Origin of the sequence: Paenarthrobacter sp. NPDC056912 (assembly GCF_042786555.1) — a bacterium.
Taxonomy (GTDB): Bacteria; Actinomycetota; Actinomycetes; order Actinomycetales; family Micrococcaceae; genus Arthrobacter.
Map to the genome: position 1 here is coordinate 71,547 of NZ_JBHUCD010000002.1, position 25,631 is coordinate 97,177.

Annotated in this window: 23 protein-coding genes and 1 riboswitch; of the genes, 11 read left to right on the forward strand and 12 right to left on the reverse strand. The window is 63.9% G+C overall.

Going from position 1 to position 25,631, the window contains the following annotated elements:
* Nucleotides 1-196 precede the first annotated feature (196 nt).
* From ACFRJ9_RS02320 to ACFRJ9_RS02345, 6 genes are read right to left on the reverse strand one after another with little or no spacing between them, the layout of a single operon-like run.
* Nucleotides 197-1,846 (reverse strand): dipeptide ABC transporter ATP-binding protein, encoded by a 1,650-nt coding sequence (locus ACFRJ9_RS02320; RefSeq protein ID WP_377663996.1) that lies wholly within the window; start codon nucleotides 1,844-1,846, stop codon nucleotides 197-199.
* Nucleotides 1,843-2,787 carry an ABC transporter permease gene (locus ACFRJ9_RS02325; RefSeq protein WP_377663998.1) on the reverse strand — a complete coding sequence of 315 codons (945 nt, stop codon included), beginning with the start codon at nucleotides 2,785-2,787 and terminating at the stop codon, nucleotides 1,843-1,845. Before ACFRJ9_RS02325 ends, ACFRJ9_RS02320 begins: the two co-directional genes overlap by 4 nt.
* A 10-nt stretch (nucleotides 2,788-2,797) precedes the next feature.
* Complete coding sequence (locus ACFRJ9_RS02330; RefSeq protein WP_377664000.1) at nucleotides 2,798-3,742, reverse strand: ABC transporter permease; 945 nt, start codon at nucleotides 3,740-3,742, stop codon at nucleotides 2,798-2,800.
* Nucleotides 3,743-3,746: 4 nt separating this feature from the next.
* Complete coding sequence (locus tag ACFRJ9_RS02335) at nucleotides 3,747-5,384, reverse strand: ABC transporter substrate-binding protein (protein WP_377664002.1); 1,638 nt, start codon at nucleotides 5,382-5,384, stop codon at nucleotides 3,747-3,749.
* Nucleotides 5,381-6,808 carry an NtaA/DmoA family FMN-dependent monooxygenase gene (locus tag ACFRJ9_RS02340; protein ID WP_377664004.1) on the reverse strand — a complete coding sequence of 476 codons (1,428 nt, stop codon included), beginning with the start codon at nucleotides 6,806-6,808 and terminating at the stop codon, nucleotides 5,381-5,383. Before ACFRJ9_RS02340 ends, ACFRJ9_RS02335 begins: the two co-directional genes overlap by 4 nt.
* 56 nt (nucleotides 6,809-6,864) lie before the next feature.
* On the reverse strand, nucleotides 6,865-7,956 hold the full coding sequence (locus ACFRJ9_RS02345; RefSeq protein ID WP_377664006.1) for an LLM class flavin-dependent oxidoreductase: 1,092 nt from the start codon (nucleotides 7,954-7,956) through the stop codon (nucleotides 6,865-6,867).
* Nucleotides 7,957-7,993: 37 nt separating this feature from the next.
* Nucleotides 7,994-8,102, reverse strand: a riboswitch (SAM riboswitch).
* Between the two features lie 222 nt (nucleotides 8,103-8,324).
* Between ACFRJ9_RS02345 and ACFRJ9_RS02350 the strand changes: the two genes are divergently transcribed.
* Both ACFRJ9_RS02350 and ACFRJ9_RS02355 read left to right on the forward strand, forming a co-directional pair.
* Nucleotides 8,325-9,476: an LLM class flavin-dependent oxidoreductase gene (locus ACFRJ9_RS02350; protein WP_377664008.1), complete on the forward strand. Its 1,152-nt coding sequence runs from the start codon at nucleotides 8,325-8,327 to the stop codon at nucleotides 9,474-9,476.
* Nucleotides 9,477-9,514: 38 nt separating this feature from the next.
* Nucleotides 9,515-9,955 carry a rhodanese-like domain-containing protein gene (locus ACFRJ9_RS02355; protein WP_377664010.1) on the forward strand — a complete coding sequence of 147 codons (441 nt, stop codon included), beginning with the start codon at nucleotides 9,515-9,517 and terminating at the stop codon, nucleotides 9,953-9,955.
* Here ACFRJ9_RS02355 and ACFRJ9_RS02360 read toward each other — a convergent pair.
* The gene (locus ACFRJ9_RS02360; RefSeq protein WP_377664012.1) at nucleotides 9,919-11,469 is read right to left on the reverse strand and encodes an MFS transporter; all 1,551 of its coding nucleotides are present in this window, start codon (nucleotides 11,467-11,469) and stop codon (nucleotides 9,919-9,921) included. The genes ACFRJ9_RS02355 and ACFRJ9_RS02360 overlap by 37 nt on opposite strands.
* A gap of 192 nt (nucleotides 11,470-11,661) precedes the next feature.
* On the opposite strand from ACFRJ9_RS02360, the gene ACFRJ9_RS02365 reads away from it, so the two are divergent.
* On the forward strand, nucleotides 11,662-13,065 hold the full coding sequence (locus ACFRJ9_RS02365; protein ID WP_377664014.1) for a PLP-dependent cysteine synthase family protein: 1,404 nt from the start codon (nucleotides 11,662-11,664) through the stop codon (nucleotides 13,063-13,065).
* Nucleotides 13,066-13,448: 383 nt separating this feature from the next.
* On the opposite strand, the gene ACFRJ9_RS02370 is transcribed toward ACFRJ9_RS02365, so the two are convergent.
* From ACFRJ9_RS02370 to ACFRJ9_RS02380, 3 genes are read right to left on the reverse strand one after another with little or no spacing between them, the layout of a single operon-like run.
* On the reverse strand, nucleotides 13,449-14,603 hold the full coding sequence (locus tag ACFRJ9_RS02370) for an LLM class flavin-dependent oxidoreductase (protein WP_377664016.1): 1,155 nt from the start codon (nucleotides 14,601-14,603) through the stop codon (nucleotides 13,449-13,451).
* A gap of 19 nt (nucleotides 14,604-14,622) precedes the next feature.
* Nucleotides 14,623-15,282 (reverse strand): methionine ABC transporter permease, encoded by a 660-nt coding sequence (locus ACFRJ9_RS02375; RefSeq protein ID WP_377664018.1) that lies wholly within the window; start codon nucleotides 15,280-15,282, stop codon nucleotides 14,623-14,625.
* Nucleotides 15,283-15,284: 2 nt separating this feature from the next.
* On the reverse strand, nucleotides 15,285-16,406 hold the full coding sequence (locus ACFRJ9_RS02380) for a methionine ABC transporter ATP-binding protein (RefSeq protein WP_377664020.1): 1,122 nt from the start codon (nucleotides 16,404-16,406) through the stop codon (nucleotides 15,285-15,287).
* A 220-nt stretch (nucleotides 16,407-16,626) separates the two neighbouring features.
* On the opposite strand from ACFRJ9_RS02380, the gene ACFRJ9_RS02385 reads away from it, so the two are divergent.
* The 3 genes from ACFRJ9_RS02385 to ACFRJ9_RS02395 all read left to right on the forward strand — a co-directional run bounded on the left by ACFRJ9_RS02385 (nucleotide 16,627) and on the right by ACFRJ9_RS02395 (nucleotide 19,511).
* Nucleotides 16,627-17,511, forward strand: coding sequence for a MetQ/NlpA family ABC transporter substrate-binding protein (locus ACFRJ9_RS02385; protein WP_377664022.1), 885 nt, complete (start codon nucleotides 16,627-16,629; stop codon nucleotides 17,509-17,511).
* 69 nt (nucleotides 17,512-17,580) lie between these two features.
* A complete protein-coding gene (locus tag ACFRJ9_RS02390; RefSeq protein WP_377664024.1) occupies nucleotides 17,581-18,942 on the forward strand; it encodes an LLM class flavin-dependent oxidoreductase in 1,362 nt (453 codons plus the stop codon).
* A gap of 26 nt (nucleotides 18,943-18,968) precedes the next feature.
* Nucleotides 18,969-19,511 carry a GNAT family N-acetyltransferase gene (locus ACFRJ9_RS02395; RefSeq protein WP_377664026.1) on the forward strand — a complete coding sequence of 181 codons (543 nt, stop codon included), beginning with the start codon at nucleotides 18,969-18,971 and terminating at the stop codon, nucleotides 19,509-19,511.
* Here ACFRJ9_RS02395 and ACFRJ9_RS02400 read toward each other — a convergent pair.
* Nucleotides 19,481-20,374: a helix-turn-helix transcriptional regulator gene (locus ACFRJ9_RS02400; protein WP_377664028.1), complete on the reverse strand. Its 894-nt coding sequence runs from the start codon at nucleotides 20,372-20,374 to the stop codon at nucleotides 19,481-19,483. The two genes, ACFRJ9_RS02395 and ACFRJ9_RS02400, sit on opposite strands and share 31 nt — an antisense overlap.
* Nucleotides 20,375-20,498: 124 nt before the next feature.
* Between ACFRJ9_RS02400 and ACFRJ9_RS02405 the strand changes: the two genes are divergently transcribed.
* The 4 genes from ACFRJ9_RS02405 to ACFRJ9_RS02420 all read left to right on the forward strand — a co-directional run bounded on the left by ACFRJ9_RS02405 (nucleotide 20,499) and on the right by ACFRJ9_RS02420 (nucleotide 23,243).
* Complete coding sequence (locus tag ACFRJ9_RS02405) at nucleotides 20,499-21,329, forward strand: oxidoreductase (protein ID WP_377664030.1); 831 nt, start codon at nucleotides 20,499-20,501, stop codon at nucleotides 21,327-21,329.
* A 180-nt stretch (nucleotides 21,330-21,509) separates the two neighbouring features.
* Nucleotides 21,510-21,680: a hypothetical protein gene (locus ACFRJ9_RS02410; protein WP_018778796.1), complete on the forward strand. Its 171-nt coding sequence runs from the start codon at nucleotides 21,510-21,512 to the stop codon at nucleotides 21,678-21,680.
* A 241-nt stretch (nucleotides 21,681-21,921) separates the two neighbouring features.
* On the forward strand, nucleotides 21,922-23,061 hold the full coding sequence (locus ACFRJ9_RS02415; RefSeq protein ID WP_377664032.1) for a glycosyltransferase: 1,140 nt from the start codon (nucleotides 21,922-21,924) through the stop codon (nucleotides 23,059-23,061).
* A gap of 5 nt (nucleotides 23,062-23,066) precedes the next feature.
* Entirely contained in the window at nucleotides 23,067-23,243 is a 177-nt protein-coding gene (locus ACFRJ9_RS02420; RefSeq protein ID WP_200846855.1) for a hypothetical protein, read from the forward strand.
* 69 nt (nucleotides 23,244-23,312) lie between these two features.
* On the opposite strand, the gene ACFRJ9_RS02425 is transcribed toward ACFRJ9_RS02420, so the two are convergent.
* On the reverse strand, nucleotides 23,313-24,557 hold the full coding sequence (locus ACFRJ9_RS02425; protein ID WP_377664035.1) for a hypothetical protein: 1,245 nt from the start codon (nucleotides 24,555-24,557) through the stop codon (nucleotides 23,313-23,315).
* Between the two features lie 367 nt (nucleotides 24,558-24,924).
* Here ACFRJ9_RS02425 and ACFRJ9_RS02430 point away from each other — a divergent pair, with 367 nt between their 5' ends.
* Nucleotides 24,925-25,422 (forward strand): NUDIX domain-containing protein, encoded by a 498-nt coding sequence (locus tag ACFRJ9_RS02430; protein WP_377664677.1) that lies wholly within the window; start codon nucleotides 24,925-24,927, stop codon nucleotides 25,420-25,422.
* Nucleotides 25,423-25,631 lie beyond the last annotated feature (209 nt).

The window sequence follows — 25,631 nt, forward strand, 5'->3', positions numbered from 1 at the left end:
CTGCCGCTCACTATTGGAACGTTTCACTCATGCGGATACAGAAGCTCTCAAAGTGAGCGAATGGGGTCCATCTATGCGAGAAAACGCTTTCCGCCAACAAGGTTTACCAGCGCTTCAACTACCCGGTCAAGGCTTTGACGGGAAATGACTGTGAAGTTTCGGCGCCAAATGTTCGAAAATGTACTTTGCACATTCGCTAACCCAGGACTGGAACCCGTCCCGGAATGGCTGAAATGAGCTGCCGCGTGTACTCCTCCACAGGGTTCTCCAGCACGTCCGTGGCATCGCCGATCTCCACCAGTTTTCCTGCCTTCATGACAGCCACGCGGTCCGAGATTTGCTGGACCACGGCGAGGTCGTGCGAGATGAAGAGATAGCTCAAGGACTCCTGCACCTGCAGCTCAGCCAGCAGCGCCAGGATCTGAGCCTGCACGGAAACGTCCAGGGCGGACACGGCTTCATCGAGGACCACAAGCTCCGGATTCAACGCCAAGGCACGGGCAATCGCCACACGCTGCCTTTGCCCTCCTGAGAGTTCGGCAGGACGACGCACGGCATAATCCGAGGGAAGCTGGACCTCCTCCAACAGCTCCTTCACCCTGCTCTTCCTACCGGCGGGGGTCCCCTCCGAGAAGGCCCGGAGCGGCTCCGCGATGACGTCCTCCACAGAGAAACGGGGATCCAAGGACGCGTAGGGACTCTGGAACACCACTTGGAAACGGCGCCGGAGTTGGCGCAGCCCCTCCCCCTTTACGCCGGCGAGGTCCACGCCGTCGAACACCACCGAACCTGCAGTGGGCTTGTCAAGCCGCAACAGCAACCGGGCCACCGTGCTTTTCCCCGAACCGGATTCCCCCACCAAGGCCAGCGTCTCGCCATGGCGGATATCCAGCGAGACGTCGTCGACGGCGGTCAGCGTGCGCGCGCCGCCAGCGGCGCGGGGAAGGGCGAACTCCTTCCGCAACGCCGTGGCCCGGACCAGCGGGACGTCGGCTACCGCCGTCGAAGGCTCCCTCGGACCTGCGACAACCGGACGCAACCTCCCCGGGCTGAGTCCCGGCGCCGAAGCGATGAGCTGCTGCGTGTAGCTGTGCTGCGGGTTGCCCAACACGTCAGCGGTGGACCCTTCCTCCACAATGACGCCCCGCCGCATGACGATGATCCGGTCGGCACGATCCGCAGCGACCCCGAGGTCGTGCGTGATGAGCAAGACGGCCGTTCCACGCTCAGCCGTCAACGCCGCGATATTGTCCAGGATCTGTCGTTGGACCGTGACGTCCAACGCACTGGTGGGTTCGTCCGCGATGACCAGCTTTGGCTGTGCGGCCAGCGCCGTGGCGATCAGCACGCGCTGGCGCATGCCCCCGGAAAACTGGTGCGGATATTGGCGCGCGCGGGTAGGGGCATCGCGGATTCCGGACTCCTCCAAGAGGCGCACGGCGCTCTGCCGTGCAACCTTCTTGGGCTGGAGGCGGTGGATGGTCAGGGCCTCGGCCACCTGATCGCCGACGCGCTGCAACGGATCCAAGGACGCCGTGGGGTCCTGCGGAATGAGCCCGATCTCCTTGCCCCGCACCCCCTGCCATTCCTTCCGCGTCAACCGGGTGAGGTCCGTTCCGTCGAACGTCACGCTGCCGGAAGTGAATCGTGCGTTGCCAGGCAGCAGGTTGATGATGGAATGCGCCGTGGTGGTTTTCCCTGACCCCGACTCCCCCACGATCGCCACAACCTCGCCGGCCCGGACCTCGAAGCTCACGCCGGACACGGCCTCCTGCGGCGAACCGTTGACCAGATAGTCCACGTGCAGGTCCTGGACCTTCAGCAGCGGCTCGGTTGAGGGGCTCATCGTGTGTTCCTTTCAGAGTCCTGGAATGCGTGCGAAATGCGGTTGGTGGACAGCACGACGGCGGCAATCACCACACCGGGCAACGTCACCAACCACCACGCGGCCACCAGGTAGTCGCGGCCACCGGCCACCAGTGAACCCCACTCGGCGGCCGGGGGCGGAGCACCGAAGCCGAGGAAGCTCAGGGACGAGATGGAGAGAACTGCCATGCCGAACTCCAACGCGGACAGGGCCAGCACCGGGCCGGCGGCGTTGGGGAGGACATGTCGGAGCAAGATGGAGTGCCACCGCACGCCGGACGATCGTGCGGCCTCGACGTACACGGCCGTGCCTACGCGCAGGGCTTCGGCCCGCATGATCCGGGCGAAGTTGGCCACGCTGGCCACACCCACCGCGATGGCGATGTTGATGGTTCCGAAGCCCAGCACTGTGATGAGGGCCAAGGAAAGGAGGAGACTTGGGATTGCCAGCAGGACATCCATGACGCGCATGATGGCGTCATCCACCCATCCCCTGAGCGAGCCGGCCAACAGACCAAGGGCAGAACCGGCCACGAGTCCCACTGAGACCGCCACGGCGGTTGCCGCCAAGGACGTCGCCGAACCATGGACCACGCGGGAAAACAGATCGCGGCCGAGGCTGTCCGTCCCGAACCAATGCTCAGCGGAGGGTGGTTTAAGCCGGTCGGTGGGAACCCCCGTGTCCGGCGGCCACTGCGTAAAAGCCGTAGGGATCAACGCCCAGAGGATCACCAGCACCACCACCAGGACGGAAAGGACCAGCCCGGGCTTCCGCAAGAAGCCCGCCGCTGCGGCCCGGCGGACAGAAACCGGACTTCCGGAGACAGGCGAAACCGCCTCCACCACGGGATCGGTGGGTGGCTCCCCCGGTGCGGAGTCTTCAGCGGTAGGCTGCGTCTGCCTCACGAGTTGCTGCGTCATGATGGCCCTCCTAGGCCTTGACCCGGGCGGTGTTGATGCGCGGGTCCACGAGCGGATAGATCAGGTCGACAATCAAGCTGGTGATCACGAAGATGGCCGCGGCCAGCACCACCAACGTCTGCACCACGGGAATGTCCCGGCTGTTCACTGCTGTCACCGTGAGCCGGCCGATGCCCGCCCGGGAGAACACCGTCTCGCTCACCACCGCCCCTGCCAGCAGGTTGCCCACCAGGATGCCGAGCATGGTCAGGGTGGGGATGGCCGCATTCCGGAGGGCGTGGCCAAAGTTGATCAGCGCTTCGCTGGCACCCTTGGCCCGGATCTGTTCGATATACGGCTCGCCCAGCGTTTGGCGCAGGCTGCGGGTGAGCAGCTGCGCGATCACCGCTGAGGTGGGGATCGCCAGAGTCAAGGCCGGAAGCACGAGGCTCTGGCCGCCGTCGTTCCCTATCGCGGGGAACAAGCGCAGCCTGAACGAGAAGAACTGCAGCAACAGCAGCCCGATCCAAAAGGTCGGCACCGCGATCCCCAAGGGCGGCAGGGAAGAGAAAGCCTGGCGGATCCAGTGGTTGCGGCTGACCGCCCCAACCACTGCCAGGGCACTGCCCAGGAGAACCGCCAAGGCGAATCCCGCTACTGCCAACTTGATGGTTTCCGGCAGGACTTCGGCCACGGTCTGGGTTGCCGGGACGCCGTTCTTGATGGACAGCCCGAAGTCCAGCTGGAGTGCTTTGAACAGGGCCACGAAGTATTGCTCGTGGATGGGCCTGTCCAAGCCATACTCAGCCCGCAGTTTCTCCACGAGTGCCGGATCCACCGCGTTCTGCTCATCCCCGCTGGCCATGATGCTTACGGCGTCGCCGGGCAGCAAATACAAGATCAGGAACGACGCTGTGTAGGCGGCCCAGAGTACGAATGCGCCCTGCAGCAACCGTTGGCCGATGTAGCGGATCATGGTTTTACTTGCTCAACCAGGCGTCGTAGAAGTCCAGGCGGCTGGAGGCCTCGAACTTCAATCCCTTGACCTTCTCGCTGGCCGAGATGGTGGTGGACAGCTCATACAACGGGATGGAATGGGCGTCCTTGATGAGGGCTTCCTGAGCTTCGTCCACCAGCTTCTGGCGTGCGTCCTTGTCCAGTGCCGCGGCCTGGTCGCCCAGGACGTCGTCCACGGAGAGCTTCTCGCGCAGGTTGCTTCCGCCACGGGCAGTGGTGGAGGCGAACACGGTGCGCAGGACGTCCGGGTCGCTTCGGGTCAGGTTGCCGTAGGAGAAGTCGTAGGTCTTGTCAGCCTGCGCCGCAGTGACGTCCGCGATGGTGGTGAACTTGAGCTGCAGGTCCACGCCAATGGTCTTCAGCTGCTGCTGCACCAGTTCCAGGACTTCCTTGGGTGACTGCCAGTAGGTGACCTTGAAGGAGAGCTTCTCGCCGTTCTTTTCACGGATCCCGTCCGCGCCGGCCTTCCAGCCAGCATCGTCCAGGAGCTTCTTGGCGCCATCGGGGTCATGGGCGAGCAGCGAGCTGAAATCCTTGTAGTACGGCGTGGTGTGGGAGAGGACGCCCTTGGCCGGCTGGTCCGCTTCCGTCAGCAGGGTCTTGGTGATTTCCTCACGGTTGATCGCCTTGGAAATGGCCTGCCGGACAGCGGGGTCCTTCAGCTTGGGGTTGGCCTCGTTGGAGTAGAGGTTGTAGACGACGCCCGGGTTGGCGCGTGTTTCGTTCCAGAACCCGTTGCCGTTGAACAGGGTGATGTCGGCAGCGGAGATGGCTGCCGTCGCGTCGATCTGGCCGGACTGCAGGCTACCGGTGCGGTTGCCTGCTTCCGGAATGATCTTGAACGTCACCGTGTCCAAGTAGGCCTCGCCCTTGTTCGAGTTGGTGGCGGACGGCCAGTTGTACCCGGCACGGCGCTCAAGGACGGCTTCCTTGTCCACGGTGTAGCTCTTCACGCTGAAAGGGCCGGAACCGGAGAACTTCCCCGCGCAACGGTCTGCCTCGGACAACTTTGCCGAAGCCGGCGAGAGCAAGCCAAGCGTGAACGTGGACGTTGCCTGGAGGAACTGGGCGTTCGGCTTGGAGAAGTCCACCACCACGGTCCGCGGGTCCTTCACCGTAATGGCGCTGACATCGCTCAGGTATGTCGAACCCAGTGTGGCCTTGGCTCCCAGTGCCTTGATGGCCTCGAAGTTGGTCTTCACGGATTGAGCGTCAATCCCCGTTCCGTCCGCGAACGTGGCGCCGCTGCGCAGGGTGAACGTGAAGCTGGTGGCGTTGGCATTGGTTTCGAACTTCTCCGCCAGCCACGGCACGATCTCGCCGGTCTTCGGATCCTGCGAAGTCAGCGATGCCACGGTCTGCCGGGCAATCGCGATCGCATCGTTGTTGCCCACCTGCTGCGGGTCAATGCAGCCGCGGTCCACGGACACGGCGAAATTCAGGTTCCCACCGGATACCGGCGAGGCGTCGGCACTTTGCCCGGTTCCGGCGTCGGCCCCTCCAGCGCACGCTGAGGCGAGGAGCGCAACGGCTCCCAGGACGGCGACGACGGCGCCAGGTTTCCGCAGCTTGCCCGCTGCGTTTTGGTTGGGGATGCTCATGCGACTGCTTCGCTTTCGTTCAGTTGGGTGCTGGTGAGTGATCCGCTGAGTGACCCGCGGCGGGTCAACGGGGCGCGGAGCCCGAGGTTTTCCCGGAGGTTTGAACCTTGGTATTCGGTGCGGTAAACGCCGCGTTCCTGCAGGCGGGGAACGAGTTCGTTGACGATGTCGTCCAGGCCGCCCGGCACGATCCACGGGGTGATATTGAAGCCGTCAACCGCGCCTGCGCTGGCGTATTCGGCGAGTTTGTCCGCGATGTCGTCGTAGGAACCCACCAGGCCGCGGCCGTTGAGGCGGGACCGGGCAGCCACGAACTGCCGGATCGACTGTCCTTTGTCCTTGGCTTCCTCCCGCCACTGGGCTGCCAGGTCCTTGGCGCTCTTGCCGTGGAACGCGTTGCCGCGGGTGGGGTTGGTGACGTCCACGATCGGATCGATGTCCGGCAAGGGACCATCGGGGTCATACTCGCTAAGGGTTCGCCCCCAGAACTGCTCGAGGTACGCGATGGCAGTCTCCGGACCCACCTGCAGCGAGCGGACCCACTGGTGCTTCTCCTCCGCCTCTGCCGCGGTGGCACCGAGGATGAACTCCTGGCCCGGGAAGATCTTCACGTCGTCCGCGGGGCGGCCGGCCTTGAGCGTGCGGGCAACAATGTCCTCGCGGAACTTCTTGGCGTCCTCCAGTTCAGGGTGCGCCGAGAAGATCACGTCGGCATTCCGGACAGCAAAGTCGCGGCCATCCGGGGAGTCGCCGGCCTGGAACAGAACGGGGTGCTGCTGGCTGGAGCGGGGCAGGCGGCCGGTGATTTCGACGTCGAAGCTCTGGTCGTGGCGCTTCACCGTACTGATGGCGTCCTCGCGGAGCCAGCGGGCATCATTCCGGGACCCGGCGATTGCGCCGTCGGCCCAGGAATCCCAAATCGCCTTTGCTGTCTGGACGAACGCTTCTGCCCGGATGTAGCGGTCCTCGTGCTTGAGGAACCCGCCGCGCCTGAAGTTGGCACCGGTCCAGGCGTTGTCCGTGGTGACGATGTTCCACGCTGCGCGGCCGCCGGAGAGAAGGTCCAGGCTGGCCAGCCGGTGGGCAAGGTCCGCGGGATCGTTATACGTAGTGTTCTGCGTTGCCACCAGGCCGATGTTCGTGGTGATGGATGCGAGCGCGGCGAGGGCGGTCTGGGCGTCGGGACGGCCGACGACGTCGAGGTCGTGGATCTTCCCAAGGTGTTCCCGGAGGCGGAGTCCTTCGCCCAGGAAGAAGGCCGTGAAGAGGCCCCGCTCCGCGGTTTGGGCTACCCGGCGGAAGGACTCAAAGTCCGTTTGCGAGCCGCTCTGCGCGTCCTTCCAAATGGTGGTGTGGTTGACGCCTTGGAAGAAGACGCCGAATTGGATCTGGCCGTTGCCTGCGATGCGGTGATGGTTGGTCATGGTTCTGCTCTCTTGGTAGCTGGCTGATGGCCGTGGGCTCTTGTAGCGGGCGTCGGTCAGGCCGCGGCGAAACGGTTGGCAGGGCGGGTCAGGCCGAAGGTGTCGCGCAACGTTCCTCCCGGGACCGGCGGTACCACCAGCCCGGTGCGGTGCAGCTCCGGCAGGACGTTGTTGGCCAGTTCGGGAAGGTCAATGTCCAGGACGGCAGGCCTGAGGCGGACGCCGTCGGCTGCTGCGAACAGGGTGGTGAGAAGCTCCACCAATCCCTCGGCTGCCCCGACGTAACGCGCGCCGCCTGTCCACTCTTGGTAGGAGTCCAGCTCAGCCAGACGGTCCTCGGCGGTTTGTCCCCGTGAATCGAGGATGACGTCCAGTTCCACCAGGGTCCGTGGTGCTCCGGCGGCGGCCGCGGCTTGGGCCGCTGCCGGAAGGGCGTCCGCTGTGTCCGCGGATACCAGGGCAACGTCGGCCTCGACGGCGGGAATCAGTTCAGCGGGCGCGAACACCACCAGTTGGCCTTGGAGGGGGCGCGGGATGATGGACGGGCCCTTGACGGAGAAGCGTTCGCCCTCGAAGTCCGCGTAGTGCAACTTGTTCCGGTCCAGGTACCGGCCGGTTGAGACGTCACGGATCACGGCGTCGTCTTCCCACGAGTCCCAGAGCAGACGGCCGGCTTGGACAACGTCCGCGGCTTCATAGGCCGCATCGCCTTCCGGCAACGGTGTGCGACCCACTGCCCGGGCTTCCTCTTGGAGGTTCTCCGCGTTGACCAACCACCCCGCCCTGCCCAGGGAGGAGTAGTCAAGGCTGGCCAACTGGGTTGCCACATGAAACGGCTCAGCGAAGAGCGTGCCGGCCTCGGGGACCAGCCCGATGGATCGGGTGATGGGTGCTGCGAAGGCCGCACGCTGGATCGCATCGATCCGGCCCGCGATTCCGGTGCTTCCGGGGTCCACCACGCGGGTGTCCCGGAACGTTGCCACGTGGAAACCCGCGATATCGGCAGCCTGAACAGTTTCACGAATCCGCTGGCCCCCCAATAGTGCCTGCGGCTCGTGCTGTGCCCTGCGCCATGCGGCCGGGTGGGCTCCATCGCCGTCGAGCTCCACGGCAACCACTCGGGAACGGAATTCGGGTTTAGAAGGCATGGTGATCTCTTTCTTTACGCCGCTCAGCGGCCGGGACGACATTCACTTGCCGCAATTGCGGCCAGGTCTGTTTCCGGAGCACCCCGCCATTAATGCCTGAGGGTTGCCGCAGCACGAGCCGGTCCTTGGCGTGCTGACTCTTGACCTATGAGTCGAATGTAGGAGCGGCTCCAAGGAATGTACAAACCGCTGGACTCGGGGCGTCAACGCGGGAAATGGCGCGTCAAGCGGCGGCGAAAATCGTCATCTTCGCCCCGCCAAAGAGCACGTATGACGGTCCGTTTCGCAGAATTTCCTCAGATTTAGCAGGGTTGAGCGGGGTGACGGATCGGCTTTGGCGGCGCGTCGGCCCTCCGTAGTGTCGTGCCATGCCGAAGCCCTCCGTTACCCCCTTGTCCGTCCTCGACCTCAGCCCTGTGTCGGCCGGGCAAACCCCCGGTGACGCATTGCGCAGCACCCTGGCCCTTGCCGCTTCCGCCGAGGCCTCCGGCTACTCCCGCTACTGGCTCGCAGAACACCACCTCAATACCGGTGTTGCTGGTTCAGCCCCGCATATCCTTGCCGGGCTGGTGGCCTCCGCTACCAAGACGATCCGGGTGGGCACGGCCGCCACGCTGCTGGGAAACTATCGCGCGCTCCAGATCGCTGAAAGCATCGGAACACTCGCGGCAGTGTTCCCTGACAGACTGGACCTGGGCTTCGGACGCTCCGGCCCGCCCAAATCACCCGGCGAACCTGCGCCCGGATTCGTGGCCGCGGCAGGCAGCATCCCGGAAGCGGATCCAGCTGTCCGAGTGGTTGACGGCCTGCTGGTTCCGGCGCCGCGTCCGATTTTCGGGGCAGTGCTTCCGCGGAAGTTCCGTTTGCAGGGCGAGCTCCTTGGCCGCTTCCCTGGTGACACTGAAAACTTCGAAGACGACGTTCAGGACATCATCGGCTTCTTCACGGGCGAATACCGCACCAGGCACGGTGAGGAAGTCACGGCAACCCCTGCCCTGGGCCAGTCGCCCCAGTTCTGGATCCACGGCTCCACCGCCGGACCCAGCGCAAGGCTCGCCGGCAAGCTCGGGCTTCCGTTCGGGGCCAACTACCACGTGGCACCGGCCAACGTGCTGGATTCCGTGGCCGAATATCGGGCACACTTCAAGCCCTCCGCAGCATTGGCTGAACCCCACGTGATCGTTTCGGCCGACGTCCTGGTAGCGCCCGACGAGCACCGTGCGCAGCGGCTTTCCCGAGGGTACGCGCAATGGGTCCACGGGATCCGCAGCGGCCACGGAGCCATTCCCTACCCGTCCCCGGAAGATGCCCTTGAGCTCCGGTTGGATGCCGAAGCCGAGGACCTCATCAAAGACCGGCTGGACACAAGGTTCGTCGGAGACCCCCACCAGGTCAGTGAAAAGTTGCGGACATTGCAACGAGCCACGGGGGCCCAGGAGCTCCTTATCACCACCATCGCGTACCACCCCGCCGACCGCGAGACCTCCTACCAGTTGCTCGCCGAGGCCTGGGGTCTCTAGGTTTTTCGATTTCCACCCACCACCTACAAAGGAGCACCATGTCCATCGAAACCGCAGTCCAGGAAGATGCAGTCCAGGAAGACACACAACTGATCACCGCCGAAGAAGCGGCCAAGCTCATCGAAGAAGGCGCCCTGCTGATCGATGTGCGCAGCGAAGGGGGCCGCGCCAGCACCGGCGCAGTCCCGGGCGCGGTGGTCGTGAACCGCGAACATGTGGAGGAAGACTTCAGCCCGGAATCCGCCCACCGTTTGGCCGAGGTCGGGGGCACTGACCAGAAGATCGTGGTGTTCTGCGGTTCAGAGAACGGCTCACGTCCCGTCGCCCAAAAGCTCCACGTCCTGGGCTACGCCAACGCGGTCCACGTGGATGGCGGCTTCCCGGCCCTCCGCGACGCCGGCGTCCCCACTACCGGGCCGACGACCCCGAGCGTCGAAGCGACTCAGGCGTCCACCGATTCGGTGGCTTCCGAGCGCTGAGTCCGGGCCGCCGTCGGGCTCTGCTCAAGCGCGCCCGCCGCTTTTGGTTCCGCTGCCGTCGTCGCGCCTTCCTTTCCGGAAGTCACGACGGCGGCCGTTGCGTTTCGCTGGTGCCGCGCCTCGCGCAGCCAGTCGAGTCCGCCGGCCACCAACGCAACTCCCAGCAGGACGCAGCACATCACGATGCCTTGGTGGAAGGCTTCCTTGGAGGCTTGGCCGGTGGCCGCTCCGTGGGCTTGAAGGAACATTCCTGCCGCCGCGGCTGAGCACAGTGCGGCCGCGAAACGTTGGCTGAGCTGGTAGAAACCTGCTGCCACCCCGGCGGCCCCTGCGGGCGCATGGGCGAGGGTGAGTGTCTGGTTTGGCGCCACCACCAGGCCGGTCGCCACACCTTGGAGAAGCCCGACGGCGGCCACGGCGAGTGCCGCTGTCCCGCCGTCGAGCCCCTGCACGAAGAGGTCCTTGGCAATCAGGCAGGCCAGGCTGCCTGCCAGCGCGTAGACGATCCCGGCGCGACCGTATCGGGCCACGAAGCGCCAACTGAAGCTGGACGCCAACAGCATGCCCGCGGCCTGTGGGGCGAGGATCGCTGCAGCGGCCAAAGGCGCCATCCCGGTTCCGGAGAGAAAATAGAAGGCCGTCACGGCGGCCATCCCGGCGCCCACCCCGAACTGGCAGAGCGCAACCACTGTACCCAAGGCATAGCCCCTTGATTTCACCAGGGAAGCGCTCAATAAAGGCGTCCGGCCGCGCCGGTGATAGAGGATTTCCCAGCCGGCAAAGGCCAGGAGCGCCCCCGCGCCGACCGCCAGGGACGTCACAGCAATAATGCCCGCGCCGTAGATCGTGGGGATGAGCGATGCGATCACCACCCCGCCGAGCAACAGGGCGCCCGGCACATCGATGGAGGGTCTGCCGTTTCCGCGGTGTTCGCCGTTGGGCCGTGGGAGCAACCGGAAGGCAAGTGGCACCAGGATCAACACCAAAGGAACGTTGGCCAGGAACAGGATCCGCCAAGCTATGGACGGGTCGCCGAGCGACAGGACGAGTCCGCCAATCAGTGGACCGCAGACGGCAGCGGAACCGCCGGCGGCAGCGTAGGCGCCGAGCGCTTTGGCGCGTTCGTGGCCGGTGTAGATGTCCTGCAGGAGACCGAGGACCTGTGGATTCAAGGTCCCGGCGCCGAGTCCCTGGAGGAGCCGGGCGATGATGACCATGGACGGGTCCGTGGCCAGTCCACCCAACAGGCTCGAGGCTCCGAAGACGGCGATGCCCGTGATGAACAGCGTGCGCCTGCCCACGATGTCACCGAGCCTGCCCGCCGGAACCAGGGCTACGCCAAAAGCCAATGAGTAGCTCGCCAGGATCCACTGCACGGATCCGGAATCGGCATGCAGGGCTGCGGACATGGCCGGAACTGCCAGGACGAACATTGACTGGTCCAGCAGCGTGATGAAACCTGCGCCCAGGCAAAGCCACAGGGCGGAACGTTTAGCGTGAATTCCATGGCCCATGATTGGGACTCTAGGGGTGTTCTTGCTGGCTTTGGGCATCGCGAGACACCCGGTTAAGGGGCGTTAATCCGGGTTACAGATGGTGACTCGATGTGACTCACTGGGCTCTTGTCCGCCGACGTTTCAGCACACGAAAGGACGTGGTGGGAAACGCATTTTGTGCGGTGCTTGCCGCGTCCTAGCGTGGGCCGCATGACCGTGTATGAATCAGTCCTCGATGCCATCGGCGGCACTCCCCTGCTTCGACTGAAGCGGCTCGGTGAAAACGTCCGGCCCCGCATCTACGCGAAACTCGAGTTCCAAAACATTGGCGGCAGTGTGAAGGACCGGGCCGCCCTCTCCATGATCCGGGCCGCCGAACGCGCCGGCCTGTTGGAGCCCGGAGGCACCATCGTGGAGGGCACCAGCGGCAACACGGGGATCGGTCTCAGCGTGGTGGCCGCGCAACTGGGCTACCGTTCGGTGATCTTCGCACCTGCCGCCACTGCTGCCGAGAAAGTGCGGTTGTTGCGGGCCTTCGGTGCGGAGGTTCATTTGGTGGCCGACTTCGTGCCACGGTCCGACCCCGGTCATCTGGCCAACCGGGCTGCAGCCTTCGCGGCCGCTACTGCCGGAGCCTGGCTCGCATTGCAGTACGACAACCCGGCCAACCCTGCGGCGCACTGGGAAGGTACCGGCCCGGAGATCTGGGCCGACACTGCCGGTGCCGTGACCCACTTCGTGGCCAGCGTCGGGACCGGCGGCACCATCTCCGGGACCGGCCGGTTCCTCAAGCAAGCCAGCGACGGGTCCGTGCAGGTCATTGCCGCGGACCCCCAACACTCCCGCTATGGAGGCGGCAACGGTTCGCTGAAATACACCGAAGGCGCCGGGCACCCGCTGCACCCGGCTTCGGAGGAAGACGTCTGGCCGGAAGCCTTCGACACCACGCTGGTGGACAAATACATCAGCGTCAGTGACCGCGACGCCATCTTCACCGCCCGCCGTGCTGCCCGCCAGGAAGGATTGCTCATCGGTGCCACCGGCGGGACCGCCTTGTCTGCAGCCTTGACCCTCGCGGAAACCCTGGACGAGGAGCACACCATCGTGGTGGTCCTCCCCGACTCCGGCAGGAACTACCTCTCCACCTATTTCGACGACGACTGGCTCACCTCGCTCGGCTTCCTGGAACCCACGACGCCGGAAGGAACCGTCCGTTCGCTGCTCACCAGTGCGCCTGCCGGAGTGCAGCTGTTGGCGAGCGGCCTGACTGTGGCGGAGGCCGCCGTCGAACTTCACACCCGGGAAGCTGGCCTCGACGAACCGGTGTTCCTTGTCCTCGACCGGGGTGAGAGTTACGGGACCGTGCACCCGCGCGAAGTGGTGGGAGTGGTGACACTGCGATCACTGGGTGTCGTCGAGCCTGACGCGCCGGCAGTTTCAGCGGGCATCCCGTACCGTACGGTAGCTGCCGGTGTGCCGATATGCGCTGCCCTGGGCAAGGGGGCGCCGGAGGCAGGAGCCCTGGGCGAAGGGGTGCCAGAGGCGGGAACCCGTGCGGACCGGGAGGTCATCGCGGTTCTGGTAGACGGCCGCATCGCAGCAACCCTCCCCTGACCACCAGCGCTCTCCCACATCCCACCCCCAAACCACCAACCCTCACCCACATCCCACCCCAAGACCACCAACCCTCACCCACATCCCACCCCCAAACCACCAACCCTCCCCCACATCCCACCCCCAAACCACCAACCCTCCCCCCACATCCCACCCCCAAACCACCAACCCTCCCCCCCCCCACATCGACGTGCTTGGCGGGAGCACCGGTAGCGCCTGACCGGCGGCGGATCGGAATTGCCGGGTAAGAACCGAATTCCCTTTTCGAAGAAATCACGGGATGCCCAAATCCACCGATAACGGCACTCGTGAGAGAGGGTCGCCGAAAAAGCGGTGGGACCTGAGAGAGGGTCACCAAAAGGCGGGTGGGACGTGAGAGAGGGTCAGGGTTGGAGGAGGCGGAGCCGGGCGGCGGCTTGGCTGGCCCGGAGTTCGTCGGCACTCCGACCCTTCTCCCGATGCACCACTTCCTGCTTCAACTGCGGAATGACGTGCTGACCAAATTCCAGGGCATCCGGGACGAAGTCGTACCCGCGGAGGCCGAAGATCTCGAATCCGAGCTCGTGGTAGTCCAGGATCGCCTGAGTGACGGTGTCGTAGCTGCCAACCAACGCCGTCGCGCTTCCTCCTCCACCACCGGCAGCCTTGGCGAGGGCAGTCCACAAGGCACGGTCGTGTAGATCGCCACGCTCAGCCGCCGCGAGCAGCCGTTGGGTGCCCGCCGCTTCGGCCTTGACCGCATAATGGCGCACAGGATCAATCACCTCGCCGGCAGACCGTCGGGCCTCAAACGTTGCAAGAATGGCGTGCGCCTTCTCCCACGCCAGCTCATCAGTGGCTGCAACGATGGGCCGGAACGCGATCTGCCAGCGCAACGGCTCGGTCCGCCCGAGCGCGGCGGCCCGTGCGAGGATCTGCTCCTGCTGCGAAGCCGCGTCGAGCAGCGGCTCGCCGAAGAGCGCATAGATATCCGCTTCGGCTGCCCCTACAGACCACGCCGCTTCCGAGGATCCGCCAAAGGAAATCCCCGGACGCTTTCCGGCAAAGGGCCCCAAACCGGAGGCAAAGTTTTCAAAGCGGTAATGCTCGCTGTCCCAATCGAACGCATCACCGGACCATGCCCGCCGCACGATCTGCATGTACTCCTGCGTCCGCCCATAGCGGGCATCCTTGGCCAGGAAATCGCCCTCTCGGGCTTGGTCGGCCTGGCTGCCACCGGTGATGAAGTGCACGGTCAGTCGGCCTTGGGCGATATGGTCCAGCGTCAGGAAGGACCGTGCAGCGAACGTCGGATGGGACACGTTGGGCCGGTGTGCCAGCCGCAACTTGATCCGTTCAGTGTGAGCGGCAACCCACGCCGCGTGAACGGAGGGATCCTGGGTGGTGGAGTTGTACGCGAACAACACATGGTCCCAGTTGTTGTCCTCGTGGATCCGCGCAATGCGAGCCGCGTACTCAGGGTCGAAGAAGGGCGTAGTGGCGGGCGAGGTCTCCGTGGAGTCGTTGCCGGCGCCCATGCCGAGAAATTCGATAGGCATAAGAAATCTCCAAAAGACTTTAGCGGCGAAGAATGCGCTGGGCCAGGAAGTTGCCCAGCAACTGAGCGGCCTGCACCATGACGATGATGATCAGGACGGTCACCAGCGTGACTTCCCAGTTGAACTGCTGGTAGCCGTACATGATGGCGAAATTGCCCAGCCCTCCGCCGCCGATGTACCCGGCCATGGCGGACATGTCCACGATCGCGATGATCATGAACGTGTAGCCCAGGATGAGTGGTGCGAGCGACTCGGGAATCACCACGGCCCAGAGGATGTGCAACCGGCTGTCGCCCACGGCCCGGGCGGCTTCCACCACGCCGGGATCGGACGCCACCAGGTTCTGTTCCACCACGCGGCCAATCACGACGCCCGCCATCAGAGCCATGGGCAGGATCGCCGCAGTGGTGCCGATGGTCGTCCCCATGATGATCAGCGTCAGCGGCGCGATGGCCGTGATGAAGATGATGAACGGGATGGGCCGGATGATGTTGACCAGGAAGTTCAGGAAGGAGAACACGGCCCTGTTGGCGAACAGGTTTCCCGGCCTGGTGGCGTAGAGAGTGACACCCAGAGCCAGCCCCGCCAAGCCGCTGATCAGCACGGTGATGACCACCATGTAGATGGTCTGTTGGAAGGATTCGCCCAGGACGGGCAGGAGGGTTGTCCAGTCGGTCATGGCTATTCTCCGGCGTTCGCGGGGACGGGGGCTGGAAGGTGCGGAACGGCACTATCGACGGGTGCGGTCTGTTGCTCGACGGCGGCCGTTTGGCGTTCGACGGCGGTGACCTCACCTAAGTCGGCGAGCGCAGCGTCAATCGCGGCGTCGCTGCCCGTGAGCTCGTAGGTGAGCGTGCCCAGGATCTTGTTCTGGATCTCGGTGACGCCGCCGAAGACCACGCTGGATCCCACACCATGCCGCTCAAAGGTCGCTGCGACCAAAGGCGTGGGTGCGGCTTCGGAGATGCCCACCGAAACCAGCAGCCCTGGATGCGCCGCGGAGAGACGGGTGACGGTATCCGGACCGGGTGTGCCGTGCACGGCCGTGGAGACGAACCGCCGGGTGGAGTCGCTTTGGGGGTCGGCGAACACAGTGTAGGTGGGCCCGGTTTCCACCACGCGGCCCGATTCCATCATCACCACGGTGTCGCAGATTTCGCGGACCACATGCATTTCGTGGGTGATCACCACAACGGTGGTACCTAGTTCCCTATTAATGCGCCGGAGCAGGCGGAGGACGTCGCGGGTGGTTTCGGGATCCAGTGCGCTGGTGGCTTCGTCTGCGAGCAGGATGTCCGGCGCGTTCGCCAGCGCACGGGCAATGCCCACACGTTGCTGCTGCCCGCCCGAAAGTCGCCGCGGGTAGGAGCGGGCCTTGTCCGCGATTCCAACGAACTCAAGCAATTCCTCAACACGGGACTTGATCTTGTCCTTGGGCCAACCGGCCACCTTCAACGGATAGGCCACGTTCCCGGACACGGTGCGGGACTTCAGGAGATTGAACTGCTGGAAGATCATGCCAATCCCGGCGCGGACTTTGCGCAGCTGGCCTTCCGGAAGTGAGGAGATGTCCTGTCCCTTGACGAACACCTGTCCTTCAGTGGGGCGTTCCAAGCCGTTGAGCAGACGCACCAAGGTGGACTTTCCGGCACCTGAGTACCCGACGATGCCCACGACTGTCCCCTCCTCGATGTCCAGGGTGACGTCATCAACGGCCCGCACTGGTTCGGTGCGTTGGCTGCGTTTGCTTCCTTGGACCGGGAACAGTTTGCTGACTCCGCGCAGGGAAACGATCGCGCTCACCGGAGCCTCCTTCGGGGTTGTTTGGGTCCCCATTCCAACAGCGTGTCAGCTCTCAGATCGAACCCAGTGACCCCCTGTGACCTGCGGTTTCGTTCCTTGACGATGCGCGTCGGAGTGTTGCGGGGTGGTTCGTTGCCCACCGCCGGGAATGCCTAGCGTGAGGCGGGGGAACACCCCGTACCTTCCATTCGCATCAATATCCTTTGTACGGAGAAGCATCATGAAGAACCGCCTGTTAGTTGCCGCCGTCGGCCTGGTCGCCGCCCTATCGCTCTCAGCTTGCGGAGGTGCTGCGGGAGGCTCTTCGACCTCCGCGAACACCAAGGTGGTCATCGGTGTGGACGACGGCGCCGAGGAGCACTGGACCCTCCTGAAGAACAAGCTCAAGGACCAGGGCATTGACCTTGAGGTCAAGAACTTCACCGACGGCGCTCAGATCAACACGGCAACACAGCAGGGCCAGGTGGACATCAATCTGTTCCAGCACCTGAAGTACTTGTCCCAGTTCAACGTCAACAGCAACGGCACGTTGGTTCCGGTCGGAGCGACGGCCGTGTACCCGCTGGCGCTGTATTCGGAGAAGTTCAAGTCCGTCAGCGAGCTCCCGGCCGATGCCGAGGTTGCCATTCCCAACAACCCCACCAACCAGGCGCGTGCCCTGCTGAACCTGCAGACCGCCGGGCTCCTCCAGCTCAAGGATGGCGGCAACTCGCTGTCCACTCCTGCGGAGATCACCTCCAGCAAGATCAAGGTGGTGCCCGTGGACAGCAACCAGACGGTGAACGCGCTCAAGGGAACCACCGATGCCGCCGTCGTGAACAACACGCAGGCGCAGAAGGGCGGCCTCGGCGACGAGAAGATCATCTTCAAGGAAGACCTGAACTCGGAGTCCCTGGCTCCGTACATCAACGGCTTCGTGGTGAAGGCTGACCGCAAGGACGATCCCACTTGGAAGAAGATCGTGGAGGCGTACCACTCCCCTGAAGTTGAAGCTTCGGTGACCAAGCTCAACGACGGAAACCTTCAGTTCAAGGCGGACTGGACTGCGGCCAAGCTGCAGGAAGTACTGACCGCCGAAGAAGCAGCAATCAAGAAGACCAAGTAGCTGTTTGCGGGGTGCCGGCACTGCCGCGAGACGGTGCCGACGCCCCGCAAGCAACCCAGGAACAGGCCCATGAACCAGACACTTACGCGTGAACGCCAGCAGATCCACTTTTTCGCCTACCTTGTGGGCACCGGCATCCATCTGGCTTCGTGGCGCCACGGAACAGCATTCCCGCAAGCGAGCATCGACTTCGCTCATCAGGTGACGCTCGCCAAGATCGCCGAAGACGCCAAGTTCGATGCGATCTTCCTGGGCGACTCCCTCGCGGTCGACGAGACCTCCAACCCCGGCATTCTCAACCGCTTCGACCCCATCGGCCTGGTCACGGCCCTTGGCGCGGTCACCAGCAGGATCGGCCTCATCGCAACGTCCTCCACGTCCTACGACGAGCCCTTCAACTTTGCCCGCGCTGCCCTGACGGCGGACCACATCAGCGGCGGCCGCGTTGGCTGGAACATTGTCACCACCAGGGACCTCACCAACAGCACGGCCGGAAATTTCAGCGCGGACGAACACCTCGACCACAGCCTCCGTTACCGGCGTGCGGAGGAATTCGTGGAGGTCACCCAGGGCTTGTGGAACTCGTGGGACAAGGACGCTTTCCTCTACGACAAGTCGCAGGGACGGTTCTTTGACCGCCACAAGCTCAATCGCGTGGACTACCAAGGCGAGTTCTTCAAAGTTGCCGGACCCCTGAACATCGGGCCTTCCCCGCAGCACTCCCCCTTGCTGGCCCAGGCTGGCACGTCGGTGCCCGGGCAGCAGCTGGGAGCGCGCTTCGCGAATGCCCTGTTCGCCAGCCATTCCGATATTCCGCAGGCCCGCAGCTACCGCGATTCAGTCCGTGACCAAGCAAAGTCGTTCGGCCGGAACCCGGATGAGCTTTACGTTTACCAGGCCATCTCGCCGGTGGTCGCGGACACCCGCGAGGAGGCCTTGGAACGCATCCGCGAACTCGACCAACTCATCACCGATCAGCAGGTCCTCGATTTCCTGCAGGAGTATTTCTCCGGTCCTGCGGGCGAAGGCACAGTCGACTTCACCGGGCTCGGAGCGGACGCCACGGTGGCCCAATCCGGCATACCCGGCATCACCCAGCCCAGGACCGACTTTCGCTCTGCCGGGGAACAGATCCGTGGCCGCGAGGACCAGGTCACTCTCAAGGACCTCTACTCGATCCTCACCGGTGACAAACGGAACCACGACTTCATTGGCACCCCGCAGCACGTGGCCGACTCCCTGGAACGCTGGCACGCAGAAGGTGCTGCCGACGGCTTCAACCTGATGTTCTCCCTGCTCCCGCAAGACCTGGAACGCTTCGCGTCCGGAGTCATCCCGATCCTCCAGGAACGCGGGCTCGCCCGCACCGAGTACTCGGGAACCACGCTCAAATCCCATCTCGGCCTGGCAGCTACCGACCGCGCCAGCTGACCGCCGTCGTCGTCGAAAGGACCATCATGACCACACAAACCACTGTCGCCACCGCCACTTACGTGATTCGCGAGGCGCGCCACGAAGAGTACGACGCCGTAGGGCAGCTGACGTACGAAGGCTTCGGCCATCACCTTCCCGGCGCGCGCCAGCCGGACGAAGAGCGGCTCGGCCTCTTGCTGGATGCCGCGGCAAGGGCCCGCGAGGGCGTGCTGCTGGTGGCCGAAGACCTGGAAACCGGACGTTTGGTGGGCACGGCCACCCTCCTGCCCTTCGGCTCGAACCTCAGCAGGCAGGCACAGGAAGGCGAGGTGGAACTCAGGTTGTTGGCCGTGCTCCCGGAAGCCCGCCGCACGGGCCTTGGCCGAAAACTCCTCGACGAATCCGCCCGCCTTGCCACCTCCCGGGGTGCCGGGCGCATAGTGCTGGACACCGCCGTCGACAATGAGACGTCGCAGCGCCTTTACCGTCGTTTGGGGTACGTCCGCCGGCCGGAGCGCGAAAAGGAACGGCCGGAGCCGAAGGTGCAGTTGGTGGTCTATACGTTGGATTTGCCGTCGGCTGCTTGAGGCGTTGACGCAGCGGCGTCGTTGCCGGCCGACCAGCTCGCCAGCAGTTTGAGCGACTCCTCCGCCGCCGAACCGGGTTCCGTGCTGTAGACGATCAGGGACAACCCGGGATCTGCCGGTAGTTCCATGGCCTCGAAGGACAACTCAAGGTCGCCCACTATCGGGTGATGGATGCGCTTGAGGCCGGTGCGATGGTAGCGGACGTTGTGCGCTGCCCAACGGGTGCGGAACTCTTCGCTGCGCATGGACAGCTCCCCCACAAGGTCGGTCAGGGCGCGATCATACGGGTTGCGGCCGGCCTCGGTGCGCAGATTGGCCACGAGGTCGTTCGCAGCGGTCTCCCAGTCCATGAAGAAGCCGCGGGCGCGTGGATTGAGGAACACGAAACGCGCCACGTTCACCGGCCTGACGGCGTCGGTGAACATCTCTGAGTACAAAGCCAGCCCGAGCTTGTTGGTTGCCAGGATGTCCCGGCGGCCGTTGCGCACATAGGCCGGCACATCGGCCATCGCGTCCAGTATCCGTTGCACCGTGGGCCGGATTTGTTGTTCAGGGGCCTTGCGGCGCGGCCGCGAGGATGGACCCGAGGCACGGGCGAGGTCGAAAAGGTGCGCGTGCTCGGCGTCGTCCAGTTGCAGCGCCCGGGCCAACGCTTCCAGGACGCTCTCCGAGACTCCGCCCAGATTCCCGCGTTCCAACCTGATGTAGTAATCGACGCTCATGCCACTGAGCAGCGCGACTTCTTCACGGCGCAGCCCCGGGACGCGCCGGTTACCGCCGTATGCGGGCAGTCCGGCTTGGTCGGGGCTGATCCGGGCCCTGCGCGTCGCCAGGAATTCACGGATCTCGCTGCGGTTGTCCATGCTTTCAAGCGTAGGTGCCATGCCGGGCAACAGGGAGGCACTGGGAGTACCCGGAAGAACGGGCACTCCCGGCAGCATGGGGAGTAGCGTTCCAATGGATAGGTCGACCCATGAAAGGAACATCATGACTACCTGGCTCATCACAGGCTGCTCCACCGGACTTGGCCGTTCGCTTGCCCAAGCCGTCCTCGCACGAGGCGATAACGCCGTCGTCACCGCCCGTGACACCTCCGCCCTACAGGACCTCGCCAGTGAATTCCCGACGACGGCCCTTGCCGTAGCGCTCGATGTCACCGATCAGTCGCAGGTGGACGCCGCGGTGCAGCAGGCCGAGGAACGGTTCGGTGCCGTTGACGTCCTGGTCAACAACGCCGGCTACGGTTACCGCGCCGCTATCGAAGAGGGCGACGACGCCGACGTCCGCACGCTGTTCGACACCAACGTTTTCGGTCCGGTGGCCATGATCAAAGCCGTCCTTCCGGGGATGCGCTCCCGCCGGTCCGGGGCGATCGTGAACATCTCCTCGATCGGCGCGCGCATCTCCCCGCCCGGCTCCGGCTATTACTCTGCGACCAAGGCTGCGCTGGAAGGCATCTCCGGATCACTGCAGAAGGAGTTGAAACCGCTGGGAATCTCAGTGACCGCAGTGGAACCAGGTGGTTTCCGCACAGACTTCGCCGGGCGGTCACTGGCACAGTCGGCCGAGGCAATCGCCGATTACGCCGACACTGCGGGCAAGCGCCGCAAGGAGAACGACACCGTCCACGGCACGCAAAAGGGTGACCCTGACAAGGCCGCCGCGGCGATCATCTCCGCCGTCGAAGCCTCCGAAACGCCGGCTTTCCTGCTCCTCGGAGAGGACGCCGTCTACGCTTACGGGGCTGTTCAGGAGGCCCAGCGGGCAGAGGTGGAACTCTGGCGGGAACTCAGCGTCAGCACTGGTTACACGGAGTAACCAGCAACGTGTAATCGGTCACACTTACTCGGATTCGCTTGTCAATCGCTGTGGGCAGCATGAACCATGAATGAGGGAACCTGTTTCCCATACAAGCTGAATCAGCAATCCTCACCGACGAGGATGCGGCCCCTGCGAAGAAGCTTGGGGCTGTCAACGGCCTGAGTGAAAGTACTGACAATGACGACACATACTGACTCCATCACGCTGAAAATCTGGGACAAGTCGGCCATCGACCACACCATCGATGCCGCCATCCAGTCCCTCTCACACCGCGCAGCCGCAGAAAACTGTGGCATTGCAGTGACCCTCAGCGGACCGAAAACCTTCACGGTCAGCCTGAGCCGCTAAGCAGCTCAAACAAAAAAGCAAGAGGACGACGCCGGTACTCACCGGCGTCGTCCTCTTGCGTTTAGGCGCGTCCGCTGACGCGTCCAAACTGTCCGGGTGGTCCTCAAACCCTGTTCGTGGCGCCTCAAGAAAACCCTGAGCAAACCTTGAGACTTCCTTGACGCTTACCGTGCCCTGATCTTGCGTTCGCGTTGGAACTCTAAGTGAGACAACACTTCAACGCTCGAACGGAGGGATCACAATGCTCACGGAAATCACGGAACTCACGGCCGACACAGACGCACCGGACACCGCCGCCGCGCCACGGGGATCCCACCGCGCAGCCGGTGGAGTGGTCACAGTCCTGGTCCCTGCACACAATGAATCCGCCGGCATCACCGAAACCCTCATCTCCTTGAACAACCAGACCCGTCGCCCGGACCGCGTCATCGTGGTGGCCGACAATTGCACCGATGACACGGAGACGCTTGCGCTTGCCCAGGGCGCTGAGGTCATCCGAACGGTCGGAAACAAGGACAAGAAGGCCGGAGCCTTGAATTTCGCGCTCAGCGGTTTGCTTCCCGAGGCCGACCCCGAAGACCTGGTCCTGGTCCAGGACGCAGACTCCCAGTTGGCCCTGGACTTCATCGAGAACGCCACCAACAACCTCCTCACCGACGAATTGCTCGGCGCCGTTGGCGGGGTATTCAGCGGCGGCCCCGGCGGCGGTTTCGTCGGTCACTTGCAGCGCAATGAGTACGCCCGCTACGCCCGGGACGTGAAGCGTCTCCACGGCAAATGCCTGGTAGTCACTGGAACGGCGGCACTCTTCCGGGTCAAAACCCTGCGCGACGTCGTCGCAGCGCGGTTGAAGGGCACGCTTCCTCCCGGCAACGGCAAGGGCGGTGTCTATGACACGTCCGTCCTGACCGAGGACAACGAACTCTCCTTTGCCCTGCTGACCTTGGGCTACCGCATTGCTTCACCCTCCAACTGCACGCTGGTCACCGAGGTCATGCCGACGTGGCGGGAACTATGGTCGCAACGGCTCCGCTGGAAGCGCGGCGCCGTGGAGAACTGCGTGCAGTACGGCTGGACCAAAGTCACGCGGGCCTACTGGGGACGCCAGTTCCTCTCCATGATCGGTGTCTTGGTGACCCTGGCCTACTTCGGCTCCATCATCTTCGCTTTGGCCACCGGAATGGGCCTGAACCTCCAGCCGTTCTGGATCGCAGTCACCGGCATCTTCGTCCTGGAGCGCATTGTCACCGTGCGGTTCCGGGGCTGGAGGTACATGCTGCTGGCCGCCACCATGTACGAAACCGTCATCGATATCTTCCTCCAGGCCGTGCACGCAAAGGCCTACCTGGATGCAGCACTCAACCGCAAGAAAGTTTGGTAATTCCCATGTACAACAACCCAGTAGCCCCCCTTACCGGAGTCACCGCAGCCGGAATGGGCTCAGGCACACTCGCAGCGACCGGCGCAGGAGACCTCTTCTGGTTTGCCCTGGCAGCGTTCGCCATGTTGGCTTTGGGCCTTGCCATCAAGAGGATCGTCCCGGTCAGGGCCCAGAAGAACTAACAAGCCCAACAGGGCCGCAGTTGTGTCGCCATTCCCCCGGCGCGACACAACTGCGGCTTTGTTGTTTCCCTAGGTGACCGGAGCGGTGCTGGCCGAGGTCTTGGCCACCGTGGTGTAGCCGGCTTTGGTTCCAGTCACCTTAACGCTCATGGTGTCTGCTTGATCAGCGGTCACCAGAACGTAGGTTTTGGCTGTGGCACCGGAAATCGCCACTCCTGACCGGTACCACTGGTACGTCAGAGTCGTCCCTGACGTCCACGTGCCTGTGTTGGCCGTCAGCGTTGAGCCCACTGTGAGCGTTCCGGTAATGGTCGGGGTGGGGGCAACCAACGTACCTGCTGCCACTGTGGCTGTCTGAGCCGATTCCTTGGTGGTTGTGGCATAGCCGGTCTTGGTTCCCGTGACCCGCACTGTCAGCTTGGTGCCTTGGTCCGCGGCAGCGAGGACCCGCGTGGAGCCTGTGGCGCCCGATATTGCGGTGCCGTTCCTGAACCACTGGTAGGTCAAGGCAGTGCCGCTGGTCCACGTTCCCGGCGCCGCCGTCAAGGTGGAGCCGACAGCTGCTGTGCCCGTGATGGTGGGTGTTGGCGCCGTCAGCGGAATTCCGGGCACAAACGAGAAATCGCGAATGGTGACCGTTTCCGGAGCAACATGGGCAGCGTCACCGCCGCCACCACCGGTGACCCAGAGGTTGAAGTGGATCTGCTCGTTGGCTGGCAGCGGAACCGTGGCGCCCTGCAGAACCGTCCGCTTCAGCAGCGTGCCGCTGAAATCCTCCCCCGCGAACGTTTCGAAAGTCAGCTTGCCCGGCTCCCAGACCATCCTGTGCGTCAGGATCGGAGCATTGGTGGTATCGAACGTGACCGTGTTGTTGCCCTGCCCCGGAGGCAAAGTGGCATCGAACCAATACCCATGCCCTTGGGTCACTGGCCAGTTTTCGCCGTACGCAGCTCCACCACCCCACGCGGATGCTTCACAGAGGTCGATCTCCGTGTAGCCAGGCTCGGCTGCGGGGTCGTAGGTGAAGAGGCATCCCCACACCACTTCCTTCTGCAGGGCACTGACGTCCTTCTCCACGGTGGTGCTGTATGTGCCGTATCCGAACCCTTCACGGGTTGATTGGAACTCCGCGCCCTTCGGCGCCGTGCCCGTGGGATTGGTGATGGACAGTTTCACGTAACCGTTGGCGTCCGGGCTGCTCACATTGTTGGCGTCCCAGCTCGCGTTGTACATGGGCGCCCCACCCCAGAAACGCTTCTGCCAGTTGAATCCCTTCCAAGCAAAGCTGCCCACAGGGCCAGGATCCTCAGCCATGGGCGTTGTATCCGCAGCATGCGATGGCCCAATTCCCGTGAACATCGATAAACCTACCGCCATCATGACGGCCAAACCTAGTGCTTTTCTTCCCCCGCGTGGAAGGAGCCTCACTGACTTTGCCATAGCTGTGTCCTCCGTGTTGATGCGCCCAGAATCGTCGCCGGCAGTTGCCGGAGACCGCAGTGACGTTCCACCCCCGAGGAACGTGCAACTCCTCGATTATCGAGTAGTAAGTGACCTGCTGGAAGCGAAAAGAACAAGCAAGATCGGCAATTCAACGTCAATTGGATAACGGCACCGCAGGGCGGAGTAACCTTGACCTGTCCGACCGATTCACCCGAAGAACCATCACCCGGGGGCTCTCATCGCCATTCGCAGTGCAGGCATACTTCTTTACCGGCAGGCCTCGCCCGGGCCATTGGAACTGTGGATTGCCCACATGGGCGGCCCCTTCTGGGCGCGGAAGGACCAGCATGCATGGTCCATCCCCAAGGGAGAATTTCCCGAGGACGAAGATGCTTTGGTCGCGGCGAAACGGGAATTCACCGAAGAAATAGGCACTCCTCCCCCGCCCGCAGACTACGAATTGTTGGGCGTTTTCCGGCAGCCCTCCGGCAAACTCATTACCGCTTTCACCGCGGAAGCCTGCCACTTTCAGCCAGAGGAGATCGTCAGCAACACCTTCCCCATGGAATGGCCCAAGGGCTCAGGCGCCATCAAGGATTTCCCCGAAATTGACGACGCCCGTTGGTTTGAGGAATCCGTAGCCCGGACCAAGCTCGTCAAAGGGCAGCTGCCCATCGTGGACGCACTGGTCCGGCACCTCAGCGGGCAAGTCAACGACGGCGGGACGCAGGGCTGACCTGTCACGCACCTCGGCGGCGGCTGCCCTGAAAAGCCGATCGGACGCCGTCGGACGCCACGGAGCATCCCGAGCGATTCACCACCTAGATGGTTTCCTCCAGAACCAGGTTTTGGTCGTTTTCACCACCTAATTTGGCGTGAACTGGACTAGGGGTGGGCTATTTGAGCACCTAGGTGCCGGTTTCCGTGGATACCGTGTGGCCCGAC

Excerpts from the sequence above, each read along its gene's own strand:
- ACFRJ9_RS02320 (WP_377663996.1), bottom strand. The coding sequence starts at position 1,846 with ATGAGCCCCTCAACCGAGCCGCTGCTGAAGGTCCAGGACCTGCACGTG.
- ACFRJ9_RS02325 (WP_377663998.1), bottom strand. The coding sequence starts at position 2,787 with ATGACGCAGCAACTCGTGAGGCAGACGCAGCCTACCGCTGAAGACTCC.
- ACFRJ9_RS02330 (WP_377664000.1), bottom strand. The coding sequence starts at position 3,742 with ATGATCCGCTACATCGGCCAACGGTTGCTGCAGGGCGCATTCGTACTC.
- ACFRJ9_RS02335 (WP_377664002.1), bottom strand. The coding sequence starts at position 5,384 with ATGAGCATCCCCAACCAAAACGCAGCGGGCAAGCTGCGGAAACCTGGC.
- ACFRJ9_RS02340 (WP_377664004.1), bottom strand. The coding sequence starts at position 6,808 with ATGACCAACCATCACCGCATCGCAGGCAACGGCCAGATCCAATTCGGC.
- ACFRJ9_RS02345 (WP_377664006.1), bottom strand. The coding sequence starts at position 7,956 with ATGCCTTCTAAACCCGAATTCCGTTCCCGAGTGGTTGCCGTGGAGCTC.
- ACFRJ9_RS02350 (WP_377664008.1), top strand. The coding sequence starts at position 8,325 with ATGCCGAAGCCCTCCGTTACCCCCTTGTCCGTCCTCGACCTCAGCCCT.
- ACFRJ9_RS02355 (WP_377664010.1), top strand. The coding sequence starts at position 9,515 with ATGTCCATCGAAACCGCAGTCCAGGAAGATGCAGTCCAGGAAGACACA.
- ACFRJ9_RS02360 (WP_377664012.1), bottom strand. The coding sequence starts at position 11,469 with ATGGGCCATGGAATTCACGCTAAACGTTCCGCCCTGTGGCTTTGCCTG.
- ACFRJ9_RS02365 (WP_377664014.1), top strand. The coding sequence starts at position 11,662 with ATGACCGTGTATGAATCAGTCCTCGATGCCATCGGCGGCACTCCCCTG.
- ACFRJ9_RS02370 (WP_377664016.1), bottom strand. The coding sequence starts at position 14,603 with ATGCCTATCGAATTTCTCGGCATGGGCGCCGGCAACGACTCCACGGAG.
- ACFRJ9_RS02375 (WP_377664018.1), bottom strand. The coding sequence starts at position 15,282 with ATGACCGACTGGACAACCCTCCTGCCCGTCCTGGGCGAATCCTTCCAA.
- ACFRJ9_RS02385 (WP_377664022.1), top strand. The coding sequence starts at position 16,627 with ATGAAGAACCGCCTGTTAGTTGCCGCCGTCGGCCTGGTCGCCGCCCTA.
- ACFRJ9_RS02390 (WP_377664024.1), top strand. The coding sequence starts at position 17,581 with ATGAACCAGACACTTACGCGTGAACGCCAGCAGATCCACTTTTTCGCC.
- ACFRJ9_RS02395 (WP_377664026.1), top strand. The coding sequence starts at position 18,969 with ATGACCACACAAACCACTGTCGCCACCGCCACTTACGTGATTCGCGAG.
- ACFRJ9_RS02400 (WP_377664028.1), bottom strand. The coding sequence starts at position 20,374 with ATGGACAACCGCAGCGAGATCCGTGAATTCCTGGCGACGCGCAGGGCC.
- ACFRJ9_RS02405 (WP_377664030.1), top strand. The coding sequence starts at position 20,499 with ATGACTACCTGGCTCATCACAGGCTGCTCCACCGGACTTGGCCGTTCG.
- ACFRJ9_RS02410 (WP_018778796.1), top strand. The coding sequence starts at position 21,510 with ATGACGACACATACTGACTCCATCACGCTGAAAATCTGGGACAAGTCG.
- ACFRJ9_RS02415 (WP_377664032.1), top strand. The coding sequence starts at position 21,922 with ATGCTCACGGAAATCACGGAACTCACGGCCGACACAGACGCACCGGAC.
- ACFRJ9_RS02420 (WP_200846855.1), top strand. The coding sequence starts at position 23,067 with ATGTACAACAACCCAGTAGCCCCCCTTACCGGAGTCACCGCAGCCGGA.
- ACFRJ9_RS02425 (WP_377664035.1), bottom strand. The coding sequence starts at position 24,557 with ATGGCTGAGGATCCTGGCCCTGTGGGCAGCTTTGCTTGGAAGGGATTC.